Origin of the sequence: Bacteroides bouchesdurhonensis (genome assembly GCF_900155865.1) — a bacterium.
Classification (GTDB): domain Bacteria; phylum Bacteroidota; class Bacteroidia; order Bacteroidales; family Bacteroidaceae; genus Bacteroides; species Bacteroides bouchesdurhonensis.
Genome location: NZ_LT707006.1, coordinates 4371396 through 4390248, shown reverse-complemented (window position 1 = coordinate 4390248; position 18853 = coordinate 4371396). Strand labels below are relative to the sequence as shown.

The following is an 18853-nucleotide window of genomic DNA, read 5'->3' as shown; positions in this document are numbered from 1 at the left end:
ATTTTTTATGAGTATATATTGGATATGCTATATTTAAATATAGCATATCACTCTATCATTAATATTAGCGATTATCAATTTTGATAATGCCTAGCTTTTATTTTTGTAATTGCTCATTCATAGCGGCAGCAGCTTTGCGGCCATCACCCATTGCTAGGATTACTGTCGCACCGCCACGTACGATGTCACCACCTGCAAAAATCATCGGAATGGAAGACTCCATATTATCATTGACAGCAATAGTACCTTTACGGCCAACTTCCAGACCTTTAATAGAACTTGGAACAATTGGGTTTGGCGATACACCGACACTAACAATAGCCAGGTCAATATCAATTGTTTCTGTTGCTCCCGGAATAGCTACAGGGCTACGGCGTCCCGAAGCATCCGGTTCTCCTAGCTCCATCTTTTGAAGAACAACTTGTTTTACCCGGCCTTGTTCATCCGGAATATATTCGATCGGATTATGTAAGGTGAGGAATTCAATGCCTTCTTCTTTGGCATGTTTTACTTCTTCAATACGTGCCGGCATTTCTTCTTCCGAACGACGATAAATGATCATGGCACGTTCAGCACCCAGGCGTTTGGCAGTACGTACAGAATCCATTGCTGTATTTCCACCACCAATAACTGCTACGTTTTTACCAAAAGCTACCGGAGTATCGGAATCTTCACTGGCTGCATCCATCAGATTAACACGAGTCAGGTATTCATTGGAAGACATGATATTAATGGAATTTTCGCCCGGTATATTCATAAAGTTAGGTAACCCGGCTCCGGAAGCCACAAATATTCCTTTGAATCCTTCTTCTTGCAAATTTTCTACACTGATTGTCTTTCCTACAATACAGTCCTTGATAAATTTGACTCCCATCTTAGAGAGATTCTCAATTTCAACATCAACGATCTTATTGGGCAAGCGGAATTCTGGAATACCATATTTCAAGACACCACCGATTTCATGCAGTGCTTCGAATACGGTTACATCATAACCGTATTTAGCCATATCTCCTGCAAATGACAGTCCGGCAGGTCCAGAACCTATCACAGCTACTTTGATACCATTCTTGTCTGCAATGACGGGAACGGAGATTTGACCGCTTTCGCGTTCATAATCTGCAGCAAAACGTTCCAGATAACCGACTGCTACCGGTTTTTCGTTCATTTTCAAATGAATACATTTGGATTCACATTGTTTTTCCTGTGGACAAACACGACCACAAACAGCCGGAAGTGCACTTGTTTCTTTCAATGTCTTTGCCGCTTCGAGGAATTCACCACGCTCGATATTCTTGATGAAACGAGGAATGTCAATACCTACAGGACATCCTTCCATACATCCCGGATTGGCACAGTCAAGGCAACGCTTAGCTTCGGTGACTGCTTGCTCAGCAGTTAATCCTTGATTCACCTCTTCTTTACGACTATGTGAACGATATTCGGGATCAAGCTCATTCATTTCAACGCGAGGAATAGCAGTGCGTTCTTTCGCTTTCATTGATTTACGCAATTCCTGTCGCCATGCAGCGTTACGGCTTTTTTCATCTATTTCTTTGGTGGCTTCACATTCGGGTTCCAGTTTGTGCATTTCTTCACGTTCAATGTTTTTGAACGCGCCCATACGTTTCAGCATTTCATCAAAGTTAACTTGGTGACCGTCGAACTCAGGACCATCTACACAAACAAACTTAGTTTTTCCTCCAACAGTGATACGGCAAGCACCACACATTCCCGTACCGTCTACCATGATTGTATTCAATGATACTTCAGTTGGGATTTCATATTTCTTAGTAAGTAAACAAACGAATTTCATCATGATGGCGGGACCGATAGCGAAACATTTATCTACTTTTTCGCGTTTGATCACTTCTTCCACGCCTTCTGTAACCAGACCTTTACGACCGTAAGAACCGTCATCAGTCATGATAATAACTTCGTCTGAACTTTCGCGCATTTCTTTTTCCAAGATGATGAGGTCTTTATTGCGACCTGCCAATACAGTAATTACCCTATTTCCGGCAGCTTTCAAGGCTTGCACGATAGGAAGCATAGGAGCAACACCTACACCACCACCGGCACAAACTACAGTTCCGAAGTTTTCAATATGGGTAGCTTGCCCTAGCGGACCTACTACATCTGTTATATAATCACCTTCGTTTAATTCACAAAGGCGGGTAGAGGAGAGGCCGACTTCCTGGACTACCAAAGTGATAGTACCCTTTTTTATATCAGAACCGGCAATAGTTAAAGGCATACGTTCTCCTTTTTCACCCACACGCACAATCACGAAGTGCCCGGCCTTGCGGGATTTGGCAATCAAAGGAGCTTCAATTACAAGTTTAAAAACTTTTTCTGAAAAACGTTCTTTGCTAATGATTTTGTTCATTATCTAATATTTTTGTTGGAATTGTTACGTAACTGCTATCAGAATGATGTAAATTTCGACAAAGATACATCTTATTTCTGAAATATAAAAAAGAAAAGCCACTCTTTTGATGAGTGGCTTTTTGATATTGAATATGAAAAGATATTAGTCAATTATATCGAAACCACAGTACGGAACCAATGCTTTCGGAATCTTGATGCCTTCCGGAGTCTGATTATTTTCTAGTAAAGCAGCAACGATGCGGGGTAATGCTAGTGCCGAGCCGTTCAATGTATGACAAAGTTCTGTTTTCTTTTCTGCACTACGGTAACGGCATTTTAGGCGGTTAGCCTGATACGTATCGAAGTTGGATACGGAACTAACTTCCAGCCAACGTTTTTGTGCTTCAGAATATACTTCGAAGTCAAAACAGAGAGCAGCTGTAAAACTCATATCACCACCGCAAAGACGAAGGATACGGTAGGGAAGTTCTAGTTTCTGCAATAAACCTTCTACATGGTCCAGCATCTCTTGATGAGATTGTTTGGAGTGTTCCGGTTTGTCGATGCGGACCAGTTCCACTTTAGAGAATTCGTGCAGACGGTTTAAGCCGCGTACATCCTTGCCATAAGACCCGGCTTCGCGACGGAAACATTGAGTATAGGCACAGTTCATGATTGGCAATTGTTTCTCTTCTAAAATTACATCACGGTAAATGTTGGTAACAGGAACTTCTGCTGTAGGAATCAGATATAAATCATCTACTTCGCAATGATACATTTGTCCTTCTTTGTCAGGAAGCTGTCCTGTACCATAACCGGAAGCTGCATTAACCACAGTCGGCGGCATAATTTCAGTATATCCTGATTTACGGGCTTCATCCAAAAAGAAATTAATAAGTGCACGTTGAAGTTGGGCACCTTTACCTTTATATACAGGAAAACCGGCACCAGTGATTTTAACACCCAAATCAAAATCAATCAAATCATATTTTTTTGCTAATTCCCAATGAGGAAGTGCGTCTTTAGGAAGTTCAGTTTCCATTCCACCCATTTTCTCCACAACGTTGTCTTCGGCACCTACACCTTCAGGTACACTATCATAAGGTATGTTAGGAATGGTATAAAGTAAGTTCTGCATATCAGTGGCAGCTTCTGTCATTGTAGCATCCAGCTCTTTATTGATGTCTTTCAATTCGGCAACACGGGCGCGGGCTGTTTCGGCTTCTTCTTTCTTACCTTCTTTCATTAGTTGTCCGATAGTACGTGAAAGGGAATTAACCTCTGCCAGATTCTTATCTAATTGATTTTGTGTGTTACGTCTCTTGTCATTGAAAGCGATAACCTGATCGATCGTTTCTTTTGCATTCTTGAAATGCTTTTTTTCCAGTCCGCGGAGCACCGCCTCTGTGTTTTCTGTAATTTGTTTAATAGTAAGCATATCTATATACTTTTTTTGAACTTTCTTTGTTTCAAGTTACAAAGATAGAGCAAAAAAAGATATGTAGGCATAGTTATTATACATTTTACGTATAATAATTGCCGTAAAATCTAAGAATATATGCTTTTTTATCCATAAAGTGTATATTTGTCTTCCTCTGACATCTAAATATATCTTTTGATAAAAGTGATATATTACTTACAAAATACTATCTTTGGGACTTGATTAATGAAAATGCTATGACGTTCTTTAGGGAATGATCTTGTTATCAACGTATTCATCAAATACATTATAAAACTATTATTATGAGAAAAAATGTCATTACTTGGTTTATCTTTTGCCTCTTGCTTTTATCTGGAGGCGTTTTCAATGTAAAGGCACAAAACTTGGAAAAGTTTACATTGCCTACACCTTGGACAGCGGAAGCATTAGCTACTAAAGTTCCTTTTCCAGAATATCCTCGTCCACAGATGGTGCGTTACAAGTGGTTGAATTTGAATGGAATGTGGGACTATATGGGTGGTAAAAAATTATCTGATCCCGTTACTGCTACTACCCCTCCTGTCTTTCCTGCTAACACAGAAAAAATACGTGTACCATTTCCTCCTGAAGCAGAATTATCCGGTATAGCTCGTAAAGGGGATACTTGCTTGTGGTATAGACGTAATTTTGTTGTTCCGAAAGAATGGAAAGGCAAGAATGTACTACTGAATTTTGGTGCGGTGGACCGTATCTCGTCAGTGTTTGTAAATGGTAAGAAAGTTGGGACTCATACGGGAGGTTATGATGCTTTTAGCTTTGATATCACTGATTACTTGAAATCGGGCGAAAACGTTCTCGTGGTAGGTGCCTACGACCCGAATGATGGTCGGGCTGCTTCGGGAAAGAACGGACCTCGTGGTGATTATGTTTATACTTCGGGTATTTGGCAGACAGTTTGGCTTGAACCGGTAGAGAAACAATATATTTCTCATATAAAGCTTGTGCCTGATGTGAAGAATAACCGTCTGGAAGTAGTAGCCTATAGTGATAATCCGGGATTGACAGTGACTGCAATTGCCAGTAACGGAAATTCGGAAGTTGCAAAATCAAATGGAAGTTCCAATACCACTTTTTATCTGCCTATTCAGAATCCTCGTTTGTGGAGTCCGGATGATCCTTTTTTATACGAATTGAAATTGCAGTTGAAAGACCGGAAAGGAAAGATAATAGACGAAATATCTTCTTATTTTGGTATGCGCTCGGTTACTATGGGTAAGGTAGATGGGGTGCTTCGTCCTTTGTTGAATGGAGAATTTGTTTTTCACATCGGCCTTTTGGATCAAGGTTATTGGCCTGACGGTGCATTTACTGCTCCTACGGAACAGGCTTTGTTGTATGATATTGAGTTAGCTAAACGTGCAGGATTTAACGTGATTCGTAAACATATTAAGGTTGAACCTCAACGTTGGTATTATCACTGTGACCGACTTGGGTTGATGGTTTGGCAAGATATGCCTAACCTTTGGGAGCCTGATGATGCAGATTCTGTGGCTGTTCGCAAACAGTTTCGTGATGAATTGAAAGTGATGATTGACCAGCATGTTAGTTCACCATCTATTGTAATGTGGGTTCCGTTTAATGAGAACTGGGGAGCTTTTGAAGCAACTGACATTACTGATTGGGTGAAGAAATATGATTCCAGCCGTCTGGTAAATGGAATGTCCGGATACAACTATGCTCCCGGATATCGTAAGGCATACGGAGATCCCGGTAATGGTGATTTTGTAGATATGCACCATTATGGTAAGATAGAACCTCAGGCAATGCCTCGGCCAACTGATAAAAGGGGGGCTTCCCTTGGAGAATTCGGAGGAAAAGGTTTATTTGTGCGTGGACATATGTGGCCTGTACGTAATGATGCTTATGAGATGATGTTGAATAAGGACCATTTAACGGATACTTATGTGTTGATGGCTACTGAATTAGAGCAGATGATTAAATATTTTGGATTGAGTACAGCTATCTACACACAAACTACGGATGTGGAACATGAGATAAACGGTCTGGTTACTTATGATCGAAAAGTGGAAAAGATGGATCTTGATAAGGTGAAACAGATAAATCAAGATGTAATAAAGAGTACGCGAAAAAAGAAATAGAAATGTGCCTTGTTGCTCAAGAATCTTGTATGGGAATCTCTTTTGCTGTTATATAGGATAAAATGAGATGTAATTGCCTGAATTACATCTCATTTTTTTGTTCGATAATCAATGTGCCAGTTCTAAGATTCAGATATTTTCATTCCACTAAATTGTTATTAAGAGGGAGGAAGTTGGTAGTAATATAGATAATCATCTTCTATATTTTTATCGCAAGCATATACAATATTGCTTGTTTCGTCAATGACAATGTCGCTGATGTATCTTCCTAAATTGATTGTATTTAGATTTTCACCTTCTAAATTGTAGATTTCTAATGAACTCCGAACATTTGATAAATTTTGTACTTGCGTTCCTTGATAGATTGCATATATCGTATTTTTTCCACAAATCACATCTGAATAATAGTAAATCATTTCATCATCCCGATCTTTATTGTATAAATCGTTTTGGAGTTTGTCGTCTCCAATAATAAATTTTAGATTAAAACCAAGAGAGGAAATTTGATAAACTTCCAAACGATTAATATATCTATAAGCGATAGCCATATAGTTATCACTTACTGAGATCTTGCATTCATAAGGACCAGAATAATCATTTTCTGAAGGTTTTAATGAGAAATCTACTGCATCTACTACTTTTTCTGTTTTCAAGTTTAATAGTTCTACTGCAATCTCCTTAGGCATAAAACTTGTTCCTATAAACAAGCTGTCATCATATTGTTGCATTCGGGTATATGATTTGGGAATTCCATGTTCTTTACTCCAAATAGGGAAGTGGAATGTATGTGTGTGAATGAGTGAATCTGCCTTTGTTTGGTAGATGTTCATTATATTCAGAGCATTTGAATAAATGCCTACATTTCCATTTTTTTTCATACGGCATAAAGATGGGATAATATACTCATTTGGTCCATTACCGATTTTTCCCCATTGTATGAGCTTCTGTGTATATAGGTCGAAGATGGAAAGAAAGGAAGAATCTTTGTTGTTAAGTACATAAAGCTGATTATTGTTTAAAAACCATCTTTCTGGATAGAATATAAATGGTAATTTTAAGGAATCAACTTCGATTGATAATTTATCTTTTAGGTTTTTCGCAATTACGGGAATTTTTTCTTTTGATTTTTGTGATTGCGTACAACTAGAGAAGAAAACTATCATCAAGGCAAGTGTATACACTAGCTTTGATGTTTTTAGGTAGAATGCTTTATTTACCATCTTTTACAATCATCTTTTTCTTTTCCGGTTTGTTCTTTGTAGCAACAATCATAGATTCTTTCTTCTCCACTCAATATTCTGCGGTATCCGTTTGAATTGTCGCATCTGAAGTGTTCTTCTTGGGCTAATGACTCTATATTCGCTAATATTAGCTTTGATATTGGTTTTACCAGTTGTGTGCGATAAACATTATATCCCACTATTAACGTAATTACTGATAAAAATGTTACTTTGATAATCTTCTTCATCTTTTTTATGATTTTGAGTTATTAAATGGTTACTTTCATGCAATATTTTTTGTTATCCTCCTTTCTATTATAGCTATAATATTGATGAATGATGCATGTTTTCTGAACTATTTAAAATATGTTATTAGACAAAAATGGGAAATAAAAGTGGGAAAATCTACTATTTTGCTGACTATTTCTGACCTATTGTAATTTTGGTTTAGGATAGCATCATGTTTCTCGGATGAGAAAAAGAAAGGAGATGTAATCCGAACGATTACATCTCCTTTCTTAAAACTATTTTCAGTTGTACGATTATGCCTCAGATACAGGAACGATAGAAACATATCTTCTATCTTCCTTACCTACCTTGAAACTTACTGTACCATCTACTAAAGCGAAAAGAGTGTGGTCTTTACCCATACCGATGTTTTCACCCGGATGGAATTCAGTACCTCTTTGACGAACGATGATGTTACCTGCTTTGCAAGCTTCGCCACCAAATATCTTAACGCCTAATCTTTTGCTATGTGATTCGCGGCCGTTCTTAGAACTACCGACACCTTTTTTATGTGCCATTTCTTCTTACTTTTAAATTGATTAAGCTACTACTTCTGTGATTGTTAACTCTGTGAACTGCTGACGGTGACCGTTCAGTTTTCTATGACCTTTTCTTCTTTTTTTGTGGAAAACAAGAACTTTGTCACCTTTAACCAAGTTGGAAATGACTTGGCAAACAACTTTAGCACCTTCTACTACAGGGGCACCTACAGTAACATTTCCGTCTTTGTCTACCAAAAGAACTTTTTCAAACTCTACAGTTGAACCGTTTTCTGCACCTTCGATGTGGTGAACGAACAACTTCTGACCAGCTTCTGCTTTAAATTGCTGACCGTTAATTTCTACAATTGCGTACATCTTATAATAAATGTATAAGTTAGCTCCGGCGGGTGGTCTTTAATCTCTTAAGGAACTCTTGGTTAAACCCGTTGCGGAATAATCGGGCACAAAAGTACTATTTTTATTTGTTTGTGACAAATATTTCGTTGCTTTTTTATTTGTAATCTTTCTAACCTTTGTACACTCTTTACCAATTTATTGGCACAGTTGTGCCAGAGGCTTGGCACTGTCGTGCCACTACATTGGCAAGGTTCTGCCACTACGGTGGCAGAGATACTAGTCTAGTAACTCTGCCAAAGAGTTCATAATGATTCGATGAGGGTATGCTTTAAGTTCGTTGGCGGTAGTCATTCCATTAAGAACTCCGGCAAAATCTACTCCGGCATTTTGGGCTGTTTCGGCATCTACAGTGCTGTCTCCCACATATAAAGTCTCTTTTTGAGTACTTTTTAGATGTTTTAATGCAAACTGTACTCCTTCGGCTGATGGTTTTGCTGTTTTTACATCTTCTCCACCGACAACAATATCAAAAAAATCTTCCGGAAGGTAATTATTCAGATAATCCAGTATTCGGAAACGATATTTAGTAGAAATGATCCCGATACGTGCTCCCCGTTTTTTAAGTTCTTTCAGAGTAGGCAATGTCTCGGGAAAAAGAATCGTATTGGCATTCATATGTATATCCGCTTCTTTTCTATATTCCAGTCGGAAAGCAGTTAGTTGTTCGGGATCTGTAATGCCAGTGAGGATATTAAAAGACTCTTCCAACGTTTTACCGATGGTCCGTTTGATGGCTTCGTCAGTTACATCAGTGTACTGATGACGGGTAAGTACTATTCTGAAACAGGTAACAATGCCGCGTGATGAATCGGCTAACGTATAGTCAAAGTCGAATAAATAGGTTTTATAGTCCATTGGGAAACTTTTCTGCAAAAGTACTAAAATCCTATTTCTATTTTACAGGTTCAACCGTATATCCTTGTTTTTTCAGTAAGTTTAGCACTCCTTTTTCACCCGGAAGATGCAAAGCACCGACAGCTACGAAAGTTGGAGCTGTTTTCATAATACTGGGTAATTTCTCTGCCCATGCCTGGTTGCGGTTGTAAATCATAGCATCGTCTTCACCGGGGAGTGGATCACATTGATCTCCTTTGCGCTCTTCGCTGAGGCTGAGCATAGAAGCCAGATCTTGTTTTGAATAGGCATCTGTCACCTTTTTCATGATATCGATTGATTCATCCATATTATTAAGTACACACATTAATAACTGTGCCTGGCGTTTTAATGAAGTACCATTAAATAGCAAGTTGAATTGGAAGTCTACTGTTTCTAAGCCTTCTACTTTTTTACCCTTTTGAATAGCCAGGTTCTGAAAATAGGTATCGAGTTGTTCTTGTGGTTTAAAGTTCTGGATGTGTTTTATATAGGCTATTACTATTATATTATTTTGTATAGCGGATGGCTTTAATTTAGGTACCAGTGTCAAGTCCATCCTCAGGTATTCCTTACAAATTTTGTTAGCTGTTTCGAAGTCAGCAGCTGAAAGAAGCGACATTAATGTCGTATCGCTTTCGGTCATCATCATCTTTTGCATTCTTTGCATAGCTGCAGGTGTTTGTGTATCTGATATTTTCAATTCTCCGTATACTTGCAGCGTTTCGTCGAATGCTTTTTGTAGACCGGCAATACTATCTTTGATACTGAGTGGAGCTAAATGGTGTGTACCTATTATATAGGAAGGCTTTTCAAGGTCGTTTCCTGATATTTTCCATAACAGTTGTGCATTTGCGCTAAGTGATATGCCTGTCAAGATAACTGCTGCAATGAATGATTTCATGACTCTTACTGTTTAAAAACTGATGATTATTGTATCCTTCCACCGGATATCCAATGTTTGGTATAGTAATCTTCGTTTAGATTACTGACAATAACTCCTTTACTGGTACTGGCGTGGATGAATTTCCCGTTTTTTAGATATATTCCCACGTGAGCTACTTTTTTTCCGGAGTTTCTGCTGGTAAAGAATACGAGATCACCTTCTCTGAGATTCCGTTTGCTGACTTTATTACTTTTCTTTTTCAGATCTTCCGTATTTCGTGGAAGTTGGGTGCGGTAGACTTTCCGGTAGACTTGATAAGTAAGTCCTGAACAATCTGTCCCTCTTTTTGAATCTCCGCCGCCACGATAGGGAACACCTATCCAGTCGGCCGATTCCATATAAAGTTTATGATTATCTTCAAGATTAATATCAACTCCTAAACGGATAGAAGCCTTTGCTAATGCTTTATAATCCAGACGAGGGGCGGAAGTACGGCAAGAACTGAAACTTATGATCAGTCCTAGTAGTAAAATGGATTGTAAAAAGAGTCTTTTCATGGGCTTTCGCTGTTAATTGGGGTTATTCTTTTATGTTGAAATAATCTTCTAACTCTTTTTCGGCAGAACTATTCTCATTAATGATATCTTTTATAATAATACCATTTTCCTGTAAAGCAATGCGTGGACATACGTCTATAATGTGATTTAGATTATGGCTGGAGATAATGACAGTAGCTTGATGCTCCTCATTATATCTTTTGAGTAAATGCTTGATGACAGATTGCGAACTAGGATCGAGGAAATTGAATGGTTCGTCCAAAATCAGCAATTGCGGGTGATGAAGCATGGCGGCAATAATTCCGATTTTTTGTTTATTACCGGCCGAATAGTTACGAATATACTTTTTCTGCCCGATTATTTCTCCACTCATGAAACGCTCGAAGGGGAGGAGTCGCTCATTTACTTCTTCTTTGTTCAATCCATATACCTTGCCGATAAAGTAAAAATATTCTTCCGGAGTAAGATAATCAATCAGGAAACTATAATCGATAAAAGCTCCGGTGAAGTTTTTCCAGCCTTCGCTTTGACTGACTTCAATACCATTGATGATTACTTTTCCTTTGTCTGCTTTCAATAAATCCAGCATTAACCTGAAAAGAGTTGTTTTACCAGCACCATTATTTCCTACCAGACCAAGCATATCACCTTGATTAAGCTCGTAATGTTCTATGTCGATAGCTACCTTTGAACCAAAGTTCTTTTTAAGATTATCAATGTTAATCACGGTTTTCAGTATTTTAGTGGTTATTGTTTCATGTATATTTATTGGCGGCTGTCTCTGAAACCTTCCATATTTTCATAACGGCGTTTCATAAAACGCTGATATATGTTTCTTATCCAGTATGGTGAAGCCAGAATGAATCCCAGTCCAATTATTAAAAGTGTGATATAAGCTATTGTTTCTCCAAACAATGCATTCAATACACTATATAAAAGTAAGGGGACTCCATAAGCACATAAACTTATGATTATCTGAATACCGCCGTTGCTTTGTCGAGTTGTTACTTTTTCGTTCAGTGGAATTGTTTGTTTGTTGTAAACAACTAACTGTAGGTTACAAAAATAGATAAATCCTATTGTGTAGAAAAACCAGGAGAAAGCTCCCAGTAAAGTCAATTTGTTCATTATGATAGCTGGAATCATCAATGTGAATGGTATAATTTCTCCTATGCTGTACACATAATATTTAGCTCTCAATAGACTTAGGATAGATCCTTTACGGGACATCATTCCATCCAGATAGTTTCCTTCAAATGACATCGTTCGTATAAGAATGATCATTCCAAATACACTGAAATTGTATATGACAATGAAGGTGGGCATAAACCCTCCATCATAAAGATTTGAAAAGCTTAATACGCAGCTAAACATAATAATTAAAACGAAAGTGTTGCGTAACAAACCTTTGCAGCTGCGATTGCGTAAAAGCATTTTTAATTCCAGTCGCATATATTCTCCCACTTCCCCATAACGCTCGAAGAACTTATAGTCGGAGACATGTTTGATTTTTGAATCGTTTGTTTTTGCCAGTTCAGCATAGATTAGACCGGAAATGACTCTGCGGTTAATCCACCATAAAATAGCTATAATAAGTATCGTACCCAGAAAATAAAGGATATTCCCTTCCATATATCCATCTCCCAAGTCTATCAGGAAAGAAGATATGGGACTATCGGGAATAATAAGTAGAAAAGTGATCCCGCCATAAAAAACGACAGGAAGCAATATCCACCAAATACGTTCATTGATAAGTGTGCGGCAAAGCAAATACCAGTAGTTGTTAATAAGAATAATGAGCCAGATACCTATAAGATAGCTGATAACGCCTAAAACGCCAAAGAATTTTGTAATTGTGAGGAAGGAAAAAGGGACAAAGAGAAACAACCAGAATAGATTGAATAGGCTTAGTCCGGAGCGTAAAAGTAAAAAATCGATGATACGTTTTTTTTTAACCGGCAACAGGAGGTAAGGTTTTACCTCCTGAGTCGGTGTTTTTTGAAACGGAATACGCAACAGGAAATCCAGTGCCAGAATAAAAATCAGGGCGATGCCGTTCATTACATGATATGGTTCCCAATTGGGAACCATATTTGTAAACGAAGAGGCAAGTATTGTACCGAAGAGTATCAAGTAACCGGCCCAACCGGCTGCCATTACATAGCTGATAATTTTACCCGCTAAATTCTCCTCATACATCGGATGCCGTCTGGCAGCAAGCCGTCCATGCCTGCGTAATTCGTTAAATATCATCATACAGTTGATTGTTGAAGAATATTATTTATCTGTTTTCTTAATATCTTCTTCAGGTACAGTCATAGTAACTTGAATTTCATTTTTCTGTTTCAGCAACTTATCAAGGAATTCCTTTACGTCTTTTGCTGTCATGTTGTTAATCAGTTCTTCATACCCTTTTGTTGAATCAATGCCAGTGTAGAAATATGCATTCAAGTTACTTAGCCAATAGCTGTTTTCTTTTTGTGCATCTTTGTAATTCTTCAGCATATATTCTTTGATCTTCTGCATGTGTTCTTCAGAAGGACCTTCTTTAGCCATTTTTTGAAGCTGTTCGGTTACGATACCTGCCAATTTGGCTTTCTTAACCGGATCAGGATCAGTCTGGAAAACGATTTGCAAAGTAAGTTCTTCTTTCGGATACTGGCTCAGACTACCGTCACAATTTACACCGTATGTACCACCCTCTTTTTCACGGATTTCGGCTGTATAAACCATATCCAGTGCTTGCTCAAGGAAGCTGAGAGTTATGTTGTTACGCAAGTCATATTTGCATTTTCCGCTGAATAGGAACATAATAGTTGCCATTGGAGTTTCCTGTTTCTTAGCAAACTCTTTCTGGTAGTTTCCTTTACGGATATTCATCTTCGTATCTTTGAAAGTCTCTTTACGATTGATAGCAGGCAGACCTCCCAGGTATTTAGCAATTAAAGGTTTAACTTCTTCGATATTGATATTACCTACAAAATAGAAATTGAAGTCGCTTGCATCTTTGAAGCGATCCATATACATTTCGATGATACGATCGTAATCGATATTATCAACCATTTCTTCTTTCAGATCCAACATACGAGGATGGTTGCCATATAGAATATGAGATACAGTATCCTGGAATGCTTTCATCGGATTAGCATCTTTATTTTGTAAAGCAGCTTTCAGACGATTCTTGTATGATTCGAATGCTTCGTTATCCTTGCGTGGAGCAGTGAAAGACAAATAAGTCAGTTGCATCATTGTTTCAAAGTCTCTTGGAGGGCAGCTTCCTGAAACAGATTCTGTCAATGAACTTACCGATGTGCCTACAGAAGCGCGTTTACCTGCAAGAGCTTTGCTCAATTCAACTTTATTGAAATTGCCGAGACCACCTACTGTTGCTACGCTGTTAATTTGAGAGATATTCAGAATTTCATTGTCCGGGAATAAGCTGGTACCACCGAAGCTTATACCTTGCATTAAGATTTGATCAGCTTTGAAATCTGTCGGTTTGATATATACAGTCACACCATTAGAAAGTACTAATTTAGTTGATCCATAGATTTCTCCACTATTTTCAGAAACAATTGTTCCACCTTTTGGCTCTTCTGAAAGCAAAGGCTCAGTAGAAACTTTATCTTCATACGCTTTAACGTCGAGTGTTTTAGTCTCTTTCAACCATGAAGCAATTTCTTCTTTAGTTGGATATTTCATACCTTCTTTTTCAGGACCTGCCATCATAACTACCTGATTGTTATCAGTGAGCAGTTGGCCCATGATTTGGTTGATATATTCGACTGTAATTTGCGGAGCTAATTGTTTGATGATCGCACATTCAGCTTCAAGACCCGGAATTGGTTCATTGTCGAGGAAACTGTTGACGTATTCGTCTACAAAACCGCCACTCTTTCTTTTATCACGTTCATTATAAGCAGTTTCGATAGCTTGCAGGTAATTGGCGCGTGCACGTTCGTACTCTGTTGCAGTAAATCCGAAACGACGTGCGCGTTCAGCTTCCTGTAGTACAGTCTTCATAGCCAGTTCAATACCGTCTAATTTGCTGCTACCACTCAATGTGAAGGCTTCTTTGGTTTTGGCAAGGAAAAAGTTTCCATAACCGGCATTTGCGCTTGTGAAAGGAGGTTCAGCTGTCTGGATCAGTTCTGCTAGACGATTGTTCAACATGGTGATTGCCATATTCAACATATACTGAGTTGCATAATAATTGACCGTATTCTTTATTGAATCCGGAGTGGCTTCATGTTTGTAGAAGATGTTGAAAGAAGGAGTTTTTACTTCTTTATCCGTACCAATATAGATCAGAGGTTCTTGGTTGTCAGGTACCGGATAGTAGATGCGTTCTGCCGGGCTTGTCGGAGCTTTTACATCAGCGAACACCTTCTTCAATTTGGCTTCGATATCGTCTACATTAATATCACCTACAATTACGATTCCTTGCAAATCCGGACGATACCATTTTGCGTAATATTCGCGGATGTCCTGATAAGGGAAGTTATTGATAACATCGATGCTTCCGATAGGCATACAATCTGAATATTTAGAATCCGGGAACAAGGTAGGCAAAGCATCAGTCATGATACGTTGCATTCCACTGTTACGGCTTCTCCATTCTTCACGAATCACACCACGTTCTTTGTCGATTTCTTTGTCGAGCAATTTGATAGCACTTGACCAGTCGTGCAGAATAAGCAGACAAGAGTCTACTACATTTATATTTTCAGTAGGAACATTGCTGATGTTGTAAACTGTTTGATCAACGCTGGTGTATGCATTCAGGTTAGTGCCGAATTTGATACCTTTGGTTTCACACCAAGGGATGATACCTAAACCATTTTCATCACCCGGGAAATTTTTAGTTCCGTTAAAAGCCATATGTTCCAGAAAGTGTGCCAAACCACGTTGCTGTGGTTCTTCAAGAATAGAACCTACTTTTTGTGCGATGTAGAACTCTGCACGTTTTTCCGGAAGTGCATTGTGACGAATGTAATAAGTGAGCCCGTTGTCCAGTTTACCAATGCGGACATCTTTGTCCACAGGTAGCGTTTGCATGGGCTGTGCAAACACAAATTGGAAATTGCAGCATATCGTTAAGACTGCAATAAATAATCCACGTAATAAATGTTTCATATTTTATATTTAGTTTAAAAAAATATTCTTGTTCTATTAGTTTCGCTAGTCATAAATGTTAAATCACTCATAATGTATTATTCGTTGTGATAACTTATTTTATTCAGGTTTATCTTATTCCGGGCTGATCATTAAAAACTCTAATTGATTTCAAACTTCGACCAAAATTTGCAACATCCTTGCCATTATATTTTCAACAGGTTATGAATGTTAAGACTGATCGTAAATGTTTCATCGTTTGATATAGATTATTTGACAGCTTCCCGTATTCTTACTAGTTTAGTCAATAACCCTTCTAATAAGTCCAGTTTCAGCATATTGGCTCCATCACTTTTGGCTACTGCCGGGTTTTCGTGAGTTTCAATGAATAATCCGTCAGCACCTACGGCAATACCTGCTTTTGCAACTGTTTCAATCAGTTGTGGCATTCCGCCTGTCACTCCACTGGTCTGATTCGGTTGTTGCAATGAGTGAGTAACGTCCAATATCACAGGATAACCGAATGATTGCATTTCAGGAATACCACGATAATCAATTACTAAATCCTGATAACCGAAAGTCGTACCACGCTCAGTCAACATCACATTTTTGTTTCCTGCTTCCACCACTTTATCTGCTGCAAATTGCATAGCGATAGGAGAGAGAAACTGTCCTTTTTTGATATTTATAATTTTCCCGGTTTTTGCAGCTGCAATCAGAAGATCGGTTTGACGGCAAAGAAATGCTGGAATCTGTAGTATGTCTACATATTCTGCAGCCATTTCTGCTTCGTCGGCTGCATGAATGTCTGTTACGGTAGGAACACCGAAAGTATCATGCACCTTTTTCAATATTTTGAGTGCTTTCTCATCACCGATACCCATAAAAGAATCCATACGTGAACGGTTTGCTTTGCGGTAAGAACCTTTGAAAACGTAAGGAATCTTCAGAGATTCAGTGATTTTGACTGCACGTTCTGCAATACGCATTGCCATATCTTCGCCTTCTATCACACATGGACCTGCCAGCAAAAAGAAGTTATTAGCAGAATTGTTTTTAAGTTCTATCATTTTAGTATTTACAAATTACGAGTTACAAAATTACAGCCTTTCTAATTAATAGGATTAAACAGATAGATTCATTTCACTCTATTTACCGCTTATTTAGGAATAATCAGTGTTGTCTTCTCTGAAAGTACTCCTATTTCCAACGGGAAATGCTTCGGTAAAAGGCGTCCGTCTAAATCTACGGAAGCATTTTGTGCACGTAGCACTTTAACTTTCCGTGTCCGGTAACTTTTCACCGTCTTATGATTCAAAATTCTTCCTTGAATCAACATCCATAGTCCGGAAATGATTTGCAGAAATTCCGGGCGATAGATGATAGATACATCCAGCCAACCATTATAGGGTACAGCACTCGGTGTTTGTCCCCAACCCCATGCACTACCTACACAGACTGTCATGATACGTCCGCGGATATGTTCGTCATTGATCCGGAGATGCATGCGATAGAGTTTCCGTTCAAATATCAATGAAAATAATGCAGCTAAGTATGATAAAAATTTAACCCCCCAGAAACGTTTGGTCTGATCGGTGATTTTTACGATTCGTGCACCTAGACCGATATTGACAGCATTGAGGAAATAGCGACGTTGATGATCTTGCCCATCATAGTAGGAACAATAACCTACATCTATTTTTTTGAGACGGTGATTGATAATACAATCTACAGCTGTTTTATATTCGGTAGTAAGCCCCCAGTATTTGGCAAAGTCATTTCCAATACCATTCGGAATAATACCCAGAGCGATATTATCCTTATCTTCAGCATCAGAGAGCATAATCCCATTGATAGCATCATTCAGCGCACCATCACCACCTACAATAACAATTGTACGATAACCATTATTAGCAAGAATTTTGGATAGGCGTTCCACAGAACCGAAACCTTCGGATTGTACATAGTCATAATCGACACCTTTGCCGTCCATATACTCCTTGATCTCTTTCCATCGTTTCTGTACCTTGCGGGTACCGGCTTTAGGGTTGTAAATAACTCCCCATTTTCCTGGTTCTACACTCATATAAAACTAATAAATATGCGACAAAGATACTAAAACTCTTGCAGTTTATCTAATACAAATGCTATCTTTTCTTCCATAGGTAATTCTGCACTAACCCAATGGATGGTAAATCCTCTCCGTTCCATGCCACGAAACCAGGTCATCTGACGCTTGGCAAACTGATGAATAGCTGTTTCCAAGCCTGTGAACATCTCTTCATAAGTTAGTTTTCCTATGACATATAATGTCAGGTATTTATATTCCAAACCGTAATAAATCAGGTCGTCCGGAGCGATTCCATGCGCGATTAAATGCCGTACTTCATCCACCATTCCTTCATCCAATCGTTGCTTTAAACGGCGGGTAATCTTCTCGCGTCTTAGTTCCCGATCAATATCTACCCCAATAATAAGGCTGTTCAGCTTTGGAAATTCCCGTTCAGGGACTGGATGAGCTATATAATACTCTTCAATTTCTATGGCGCGTATCGCACGTTTTACGGTATCTACATCCGTAGAGTTGTGCAGAGTCTTATATTGGCTTAACATACTGGTCAATTCTTCAAGGGAATAATTAGCCAGGCGGGCACGTAATTCCGGATCTTCAGGTACAGGCAGTAGCTTATAACCTTTCAGTACAGCTTCAAGATACATTCCTGTTCCTCCACATAAAACGGGGAGACAGCCTTTTTGTTTGATAGAATCGTAAGAAATCAGGAAATCCCGTTGATATTCGAATACATTGTATTTATATCCGGGATCTGCAATGTCGATCAGGTGATACGGAATAGTATGTCCGTTAATCGTATAATCGGCCAAGTCCTTTCCGGTACCAAGGTCCATACCCCGATAAATTTGACGGGAGTCGGCACTGATAATTTCTGTATTTAATTTGTGAGCCAAAGCGGTGGCAAATGGTGTCTTGCCTGAAGCAGTGGGCCCGAGTATGGCAATTAAATCATAGTCCGGCATAGTTTCATTCTTTAAAATGTCGGGCAAAATTAC

The 18853-nt window shown here is 38.7% G+C and carries 16 protein-coding genes; 1 reads left to right on the top strand and 15 read right to left on the bottom strand.

Going from position 1 to position 18853, the window contains the following annotated elements; all coding sequences use genetic code 11:
- Positions 1–97: 97 nt before the first annotated feature.
- Together CZ225_RS19220 and serS are read right to left on the bottom strand one after the other, a co-directional pair.
- Positions 98–2386, bottom strand: coding sequence for a bifunctional dihydroorotate dehydrogenase B NAD binding subunit/NADPH-dependent glutamate synthase (locus CZ225_RS19220; RefSeq protein ID WP_077155083.1), 2289 nt, complete (start codon positions 2384–2386; stop codon positions 98–100).
- Positions 2387–2530: 144 nt separating this feature from the next.
- A complete protein-coding gene (gene serS / locus CZ225_RS19215; protein WP_077155082.1) occupies positions 2531–3805 on the bottom strand; it encodes a serine--tRNA ligase in 1275 nt (424 codons plus the stop codon).
- A 305-nt stretch (positions 3806–4110) separates the two neighbouring features.
- Here serS and CZ225_RS19210 point away from each other — a divergent pair, with 305 nt between their 5' ends.
- The gene (locus CZ225_RS19210) at positions 4111–5946 is read left to right on the top strand and encodes a glycoside hydrolase family 2 protein (protein WP_077155081.1); all 1836 of its coding nucleotides are present in this window, start codon (positions 4111–4113) and stop codon (positions 5944–5946) included.
- A gap of 158 nt (positions 5947–6104) precedes the next feature.
- On the opposite strand, the gene CZ225_RS19205 is transcribed toward CZ225_RS19210, so the two are convergent.
- From CZ225_RS19205 to miaA, 13 genes are all read right to left on the bottom strand, one after another.
- Positions 6105–7166, bottom strand: coding sequence for a BF3164 family lipoprotein (locus tag CZ225_RS19205; RefSeq protein ID WP_077155080.1), 1062 nt, complete (start codon positions 7164–7166; stop codon positions 6105–6107).
- Positions 7160–7414 carry an NVEALA domain-containing protein gene (locus tag CZ225_RS19200; RefSeq protein ID WP_077155079.1) on the bottom strand — a complete coding sequence of 85 codons (255 nt, stop codon included), beginning with the start codon at positions 7412–7414 and terminating at the stop codon, positions 7160–7162. Before CZ225_RS19200 ends, CZ225_RS19205 begins: the two co-directional genes overlap by 7 nt.
- Positions 7415–7708: 294 nt before the next feature.
- Positions 7709–7972 carry a 50S ribosomal protein L27 gene (gene rpmA, locus CZ225_RS19195; protein WP_025074326.1) on the bottom strand — a complete coding sequence of 88 codons (264 nt, stop codon included), beginning with the start codon at positions 7970–7972 and terminating at the stop codon, positions 7709–7711.
- Between the two features lie 21 nt (positions 7973–7993).
- Positions 7994–8311, bottom strand: a complete 318-nt coding sequence (gene rplU, locus CZ225_RS19190) for a 50S ribosomal protein L21 (RefSeq protein ID WP_077155078.1) — start codon at positions 8309–8311, stop codon at positions 7994–7996.
- Between the two features lie 258 nt (positions 8312–8569).
- Positions 8570–9208 (bottom strand): HAD-IA family hydrolase, encoded by a 639-nt coding sequence (locus CZ225_RS19185; RefSeq protein ID WP_077155077.1) that lies wholly within the window; start codon positions 9206–9208, stop codon positions 8570–8572.
- Between the two features lie 37 nt (positions 9209–9245).
- Positions 9246–10130 (bottom strand): TraB/GumN family protein, encoded by an 885-nt coding sequence (locus CZ225_RS19180; protein ID WP_077155076.1) that lies wholly within the window; start codon positions 10128–10130, stop codon positions 9246–9248.
- A gap of 26 nt (positions 10131–10156) precedes the next feature.
- Positions 10157–10669: a C40 family peptidase gene (locus CZ225_RS19175; RefSeq protein ID WP_077155075.1), complete on the bottom strand. Its 513-nt coding sequence runs from the start codon at positions 10667–10669 to the stop codon at positions 10157–10159.
- Between the two features lie 22 nt (positions 10670–10691).
- Complete coding sequence (locus tag CZ225_RS19170; RefSeq protein WP_077155074.1) at positions 10692–11396, bottom strand: ABC transporter ATP-binding protein; 705 nt, start codon at positions 11394–11396, stop codon at positions 10692–10694.
- Positions 11397–11434: 38 nt separating this feature from the next.
- Complete coding sequence (locus CZ225_RS19165) at positions 11435–12925, bottom strand: DUF5687 family protein (protein ID WP_077155073.1); 1491 nt, start codon at positions 12923–12925, stop codon at positions 11435–11437.
- A 21-nt stretch (positions 12926–12946) separates the two neighbouring features.
- Positions 12947–15805: a M16 family metallopeptidase gene (locus CZ225_RS19160; protein ID WP_077155072.1), complete on the bottom strand. Its 2859-nt coding sequence runs from the start codon at positions 15803–15805 to the stop codon at positions 12947–12949.
- Between the two features lie 248 nt (positions 15806–16053).
- Positions 16054–16854, bottom strand: coding sequence for a 3-deoxy-8-phosphooctulonate synthase (gene kdsA / locus CZ225_RS19155; protein ID WP_077155071.1), 801 nt, complete (start codon positions 16852–16854; stop codon positions 16054–16056).
- 89 nt (positions 16855–16943) lie between these two features.
- Positions 16944–17870 carry a diacylglycerol/lipid kinase family protein gene (locus tag CZ225_RS19150; RefSeq protein ID WP_077155070.1) on the bottom strand — a complete coding sequence of 309 codons (927 nt, stop codon included), beginning with the start codon at positions 17868–17870 and terminating at the stop codon, positions 16944–16946.
- A 29-nt stretch (positions 17871–17899) separates the two neighbouring features.
- Positions 17900–18820, bottom strand: a complete 921-nt coding sequence (gene miaA / locus CZ225_RS19145; protein WP_077155069.1) for a tRNA (adenosine(37)-N6)-dimethylallyltransferase MiaA — start codon at positions 18818–18820, stop codon at positions 17900–17902.
- Between the last annotated feature and the right edge of the window lie 33 nt (positions 18821–18853).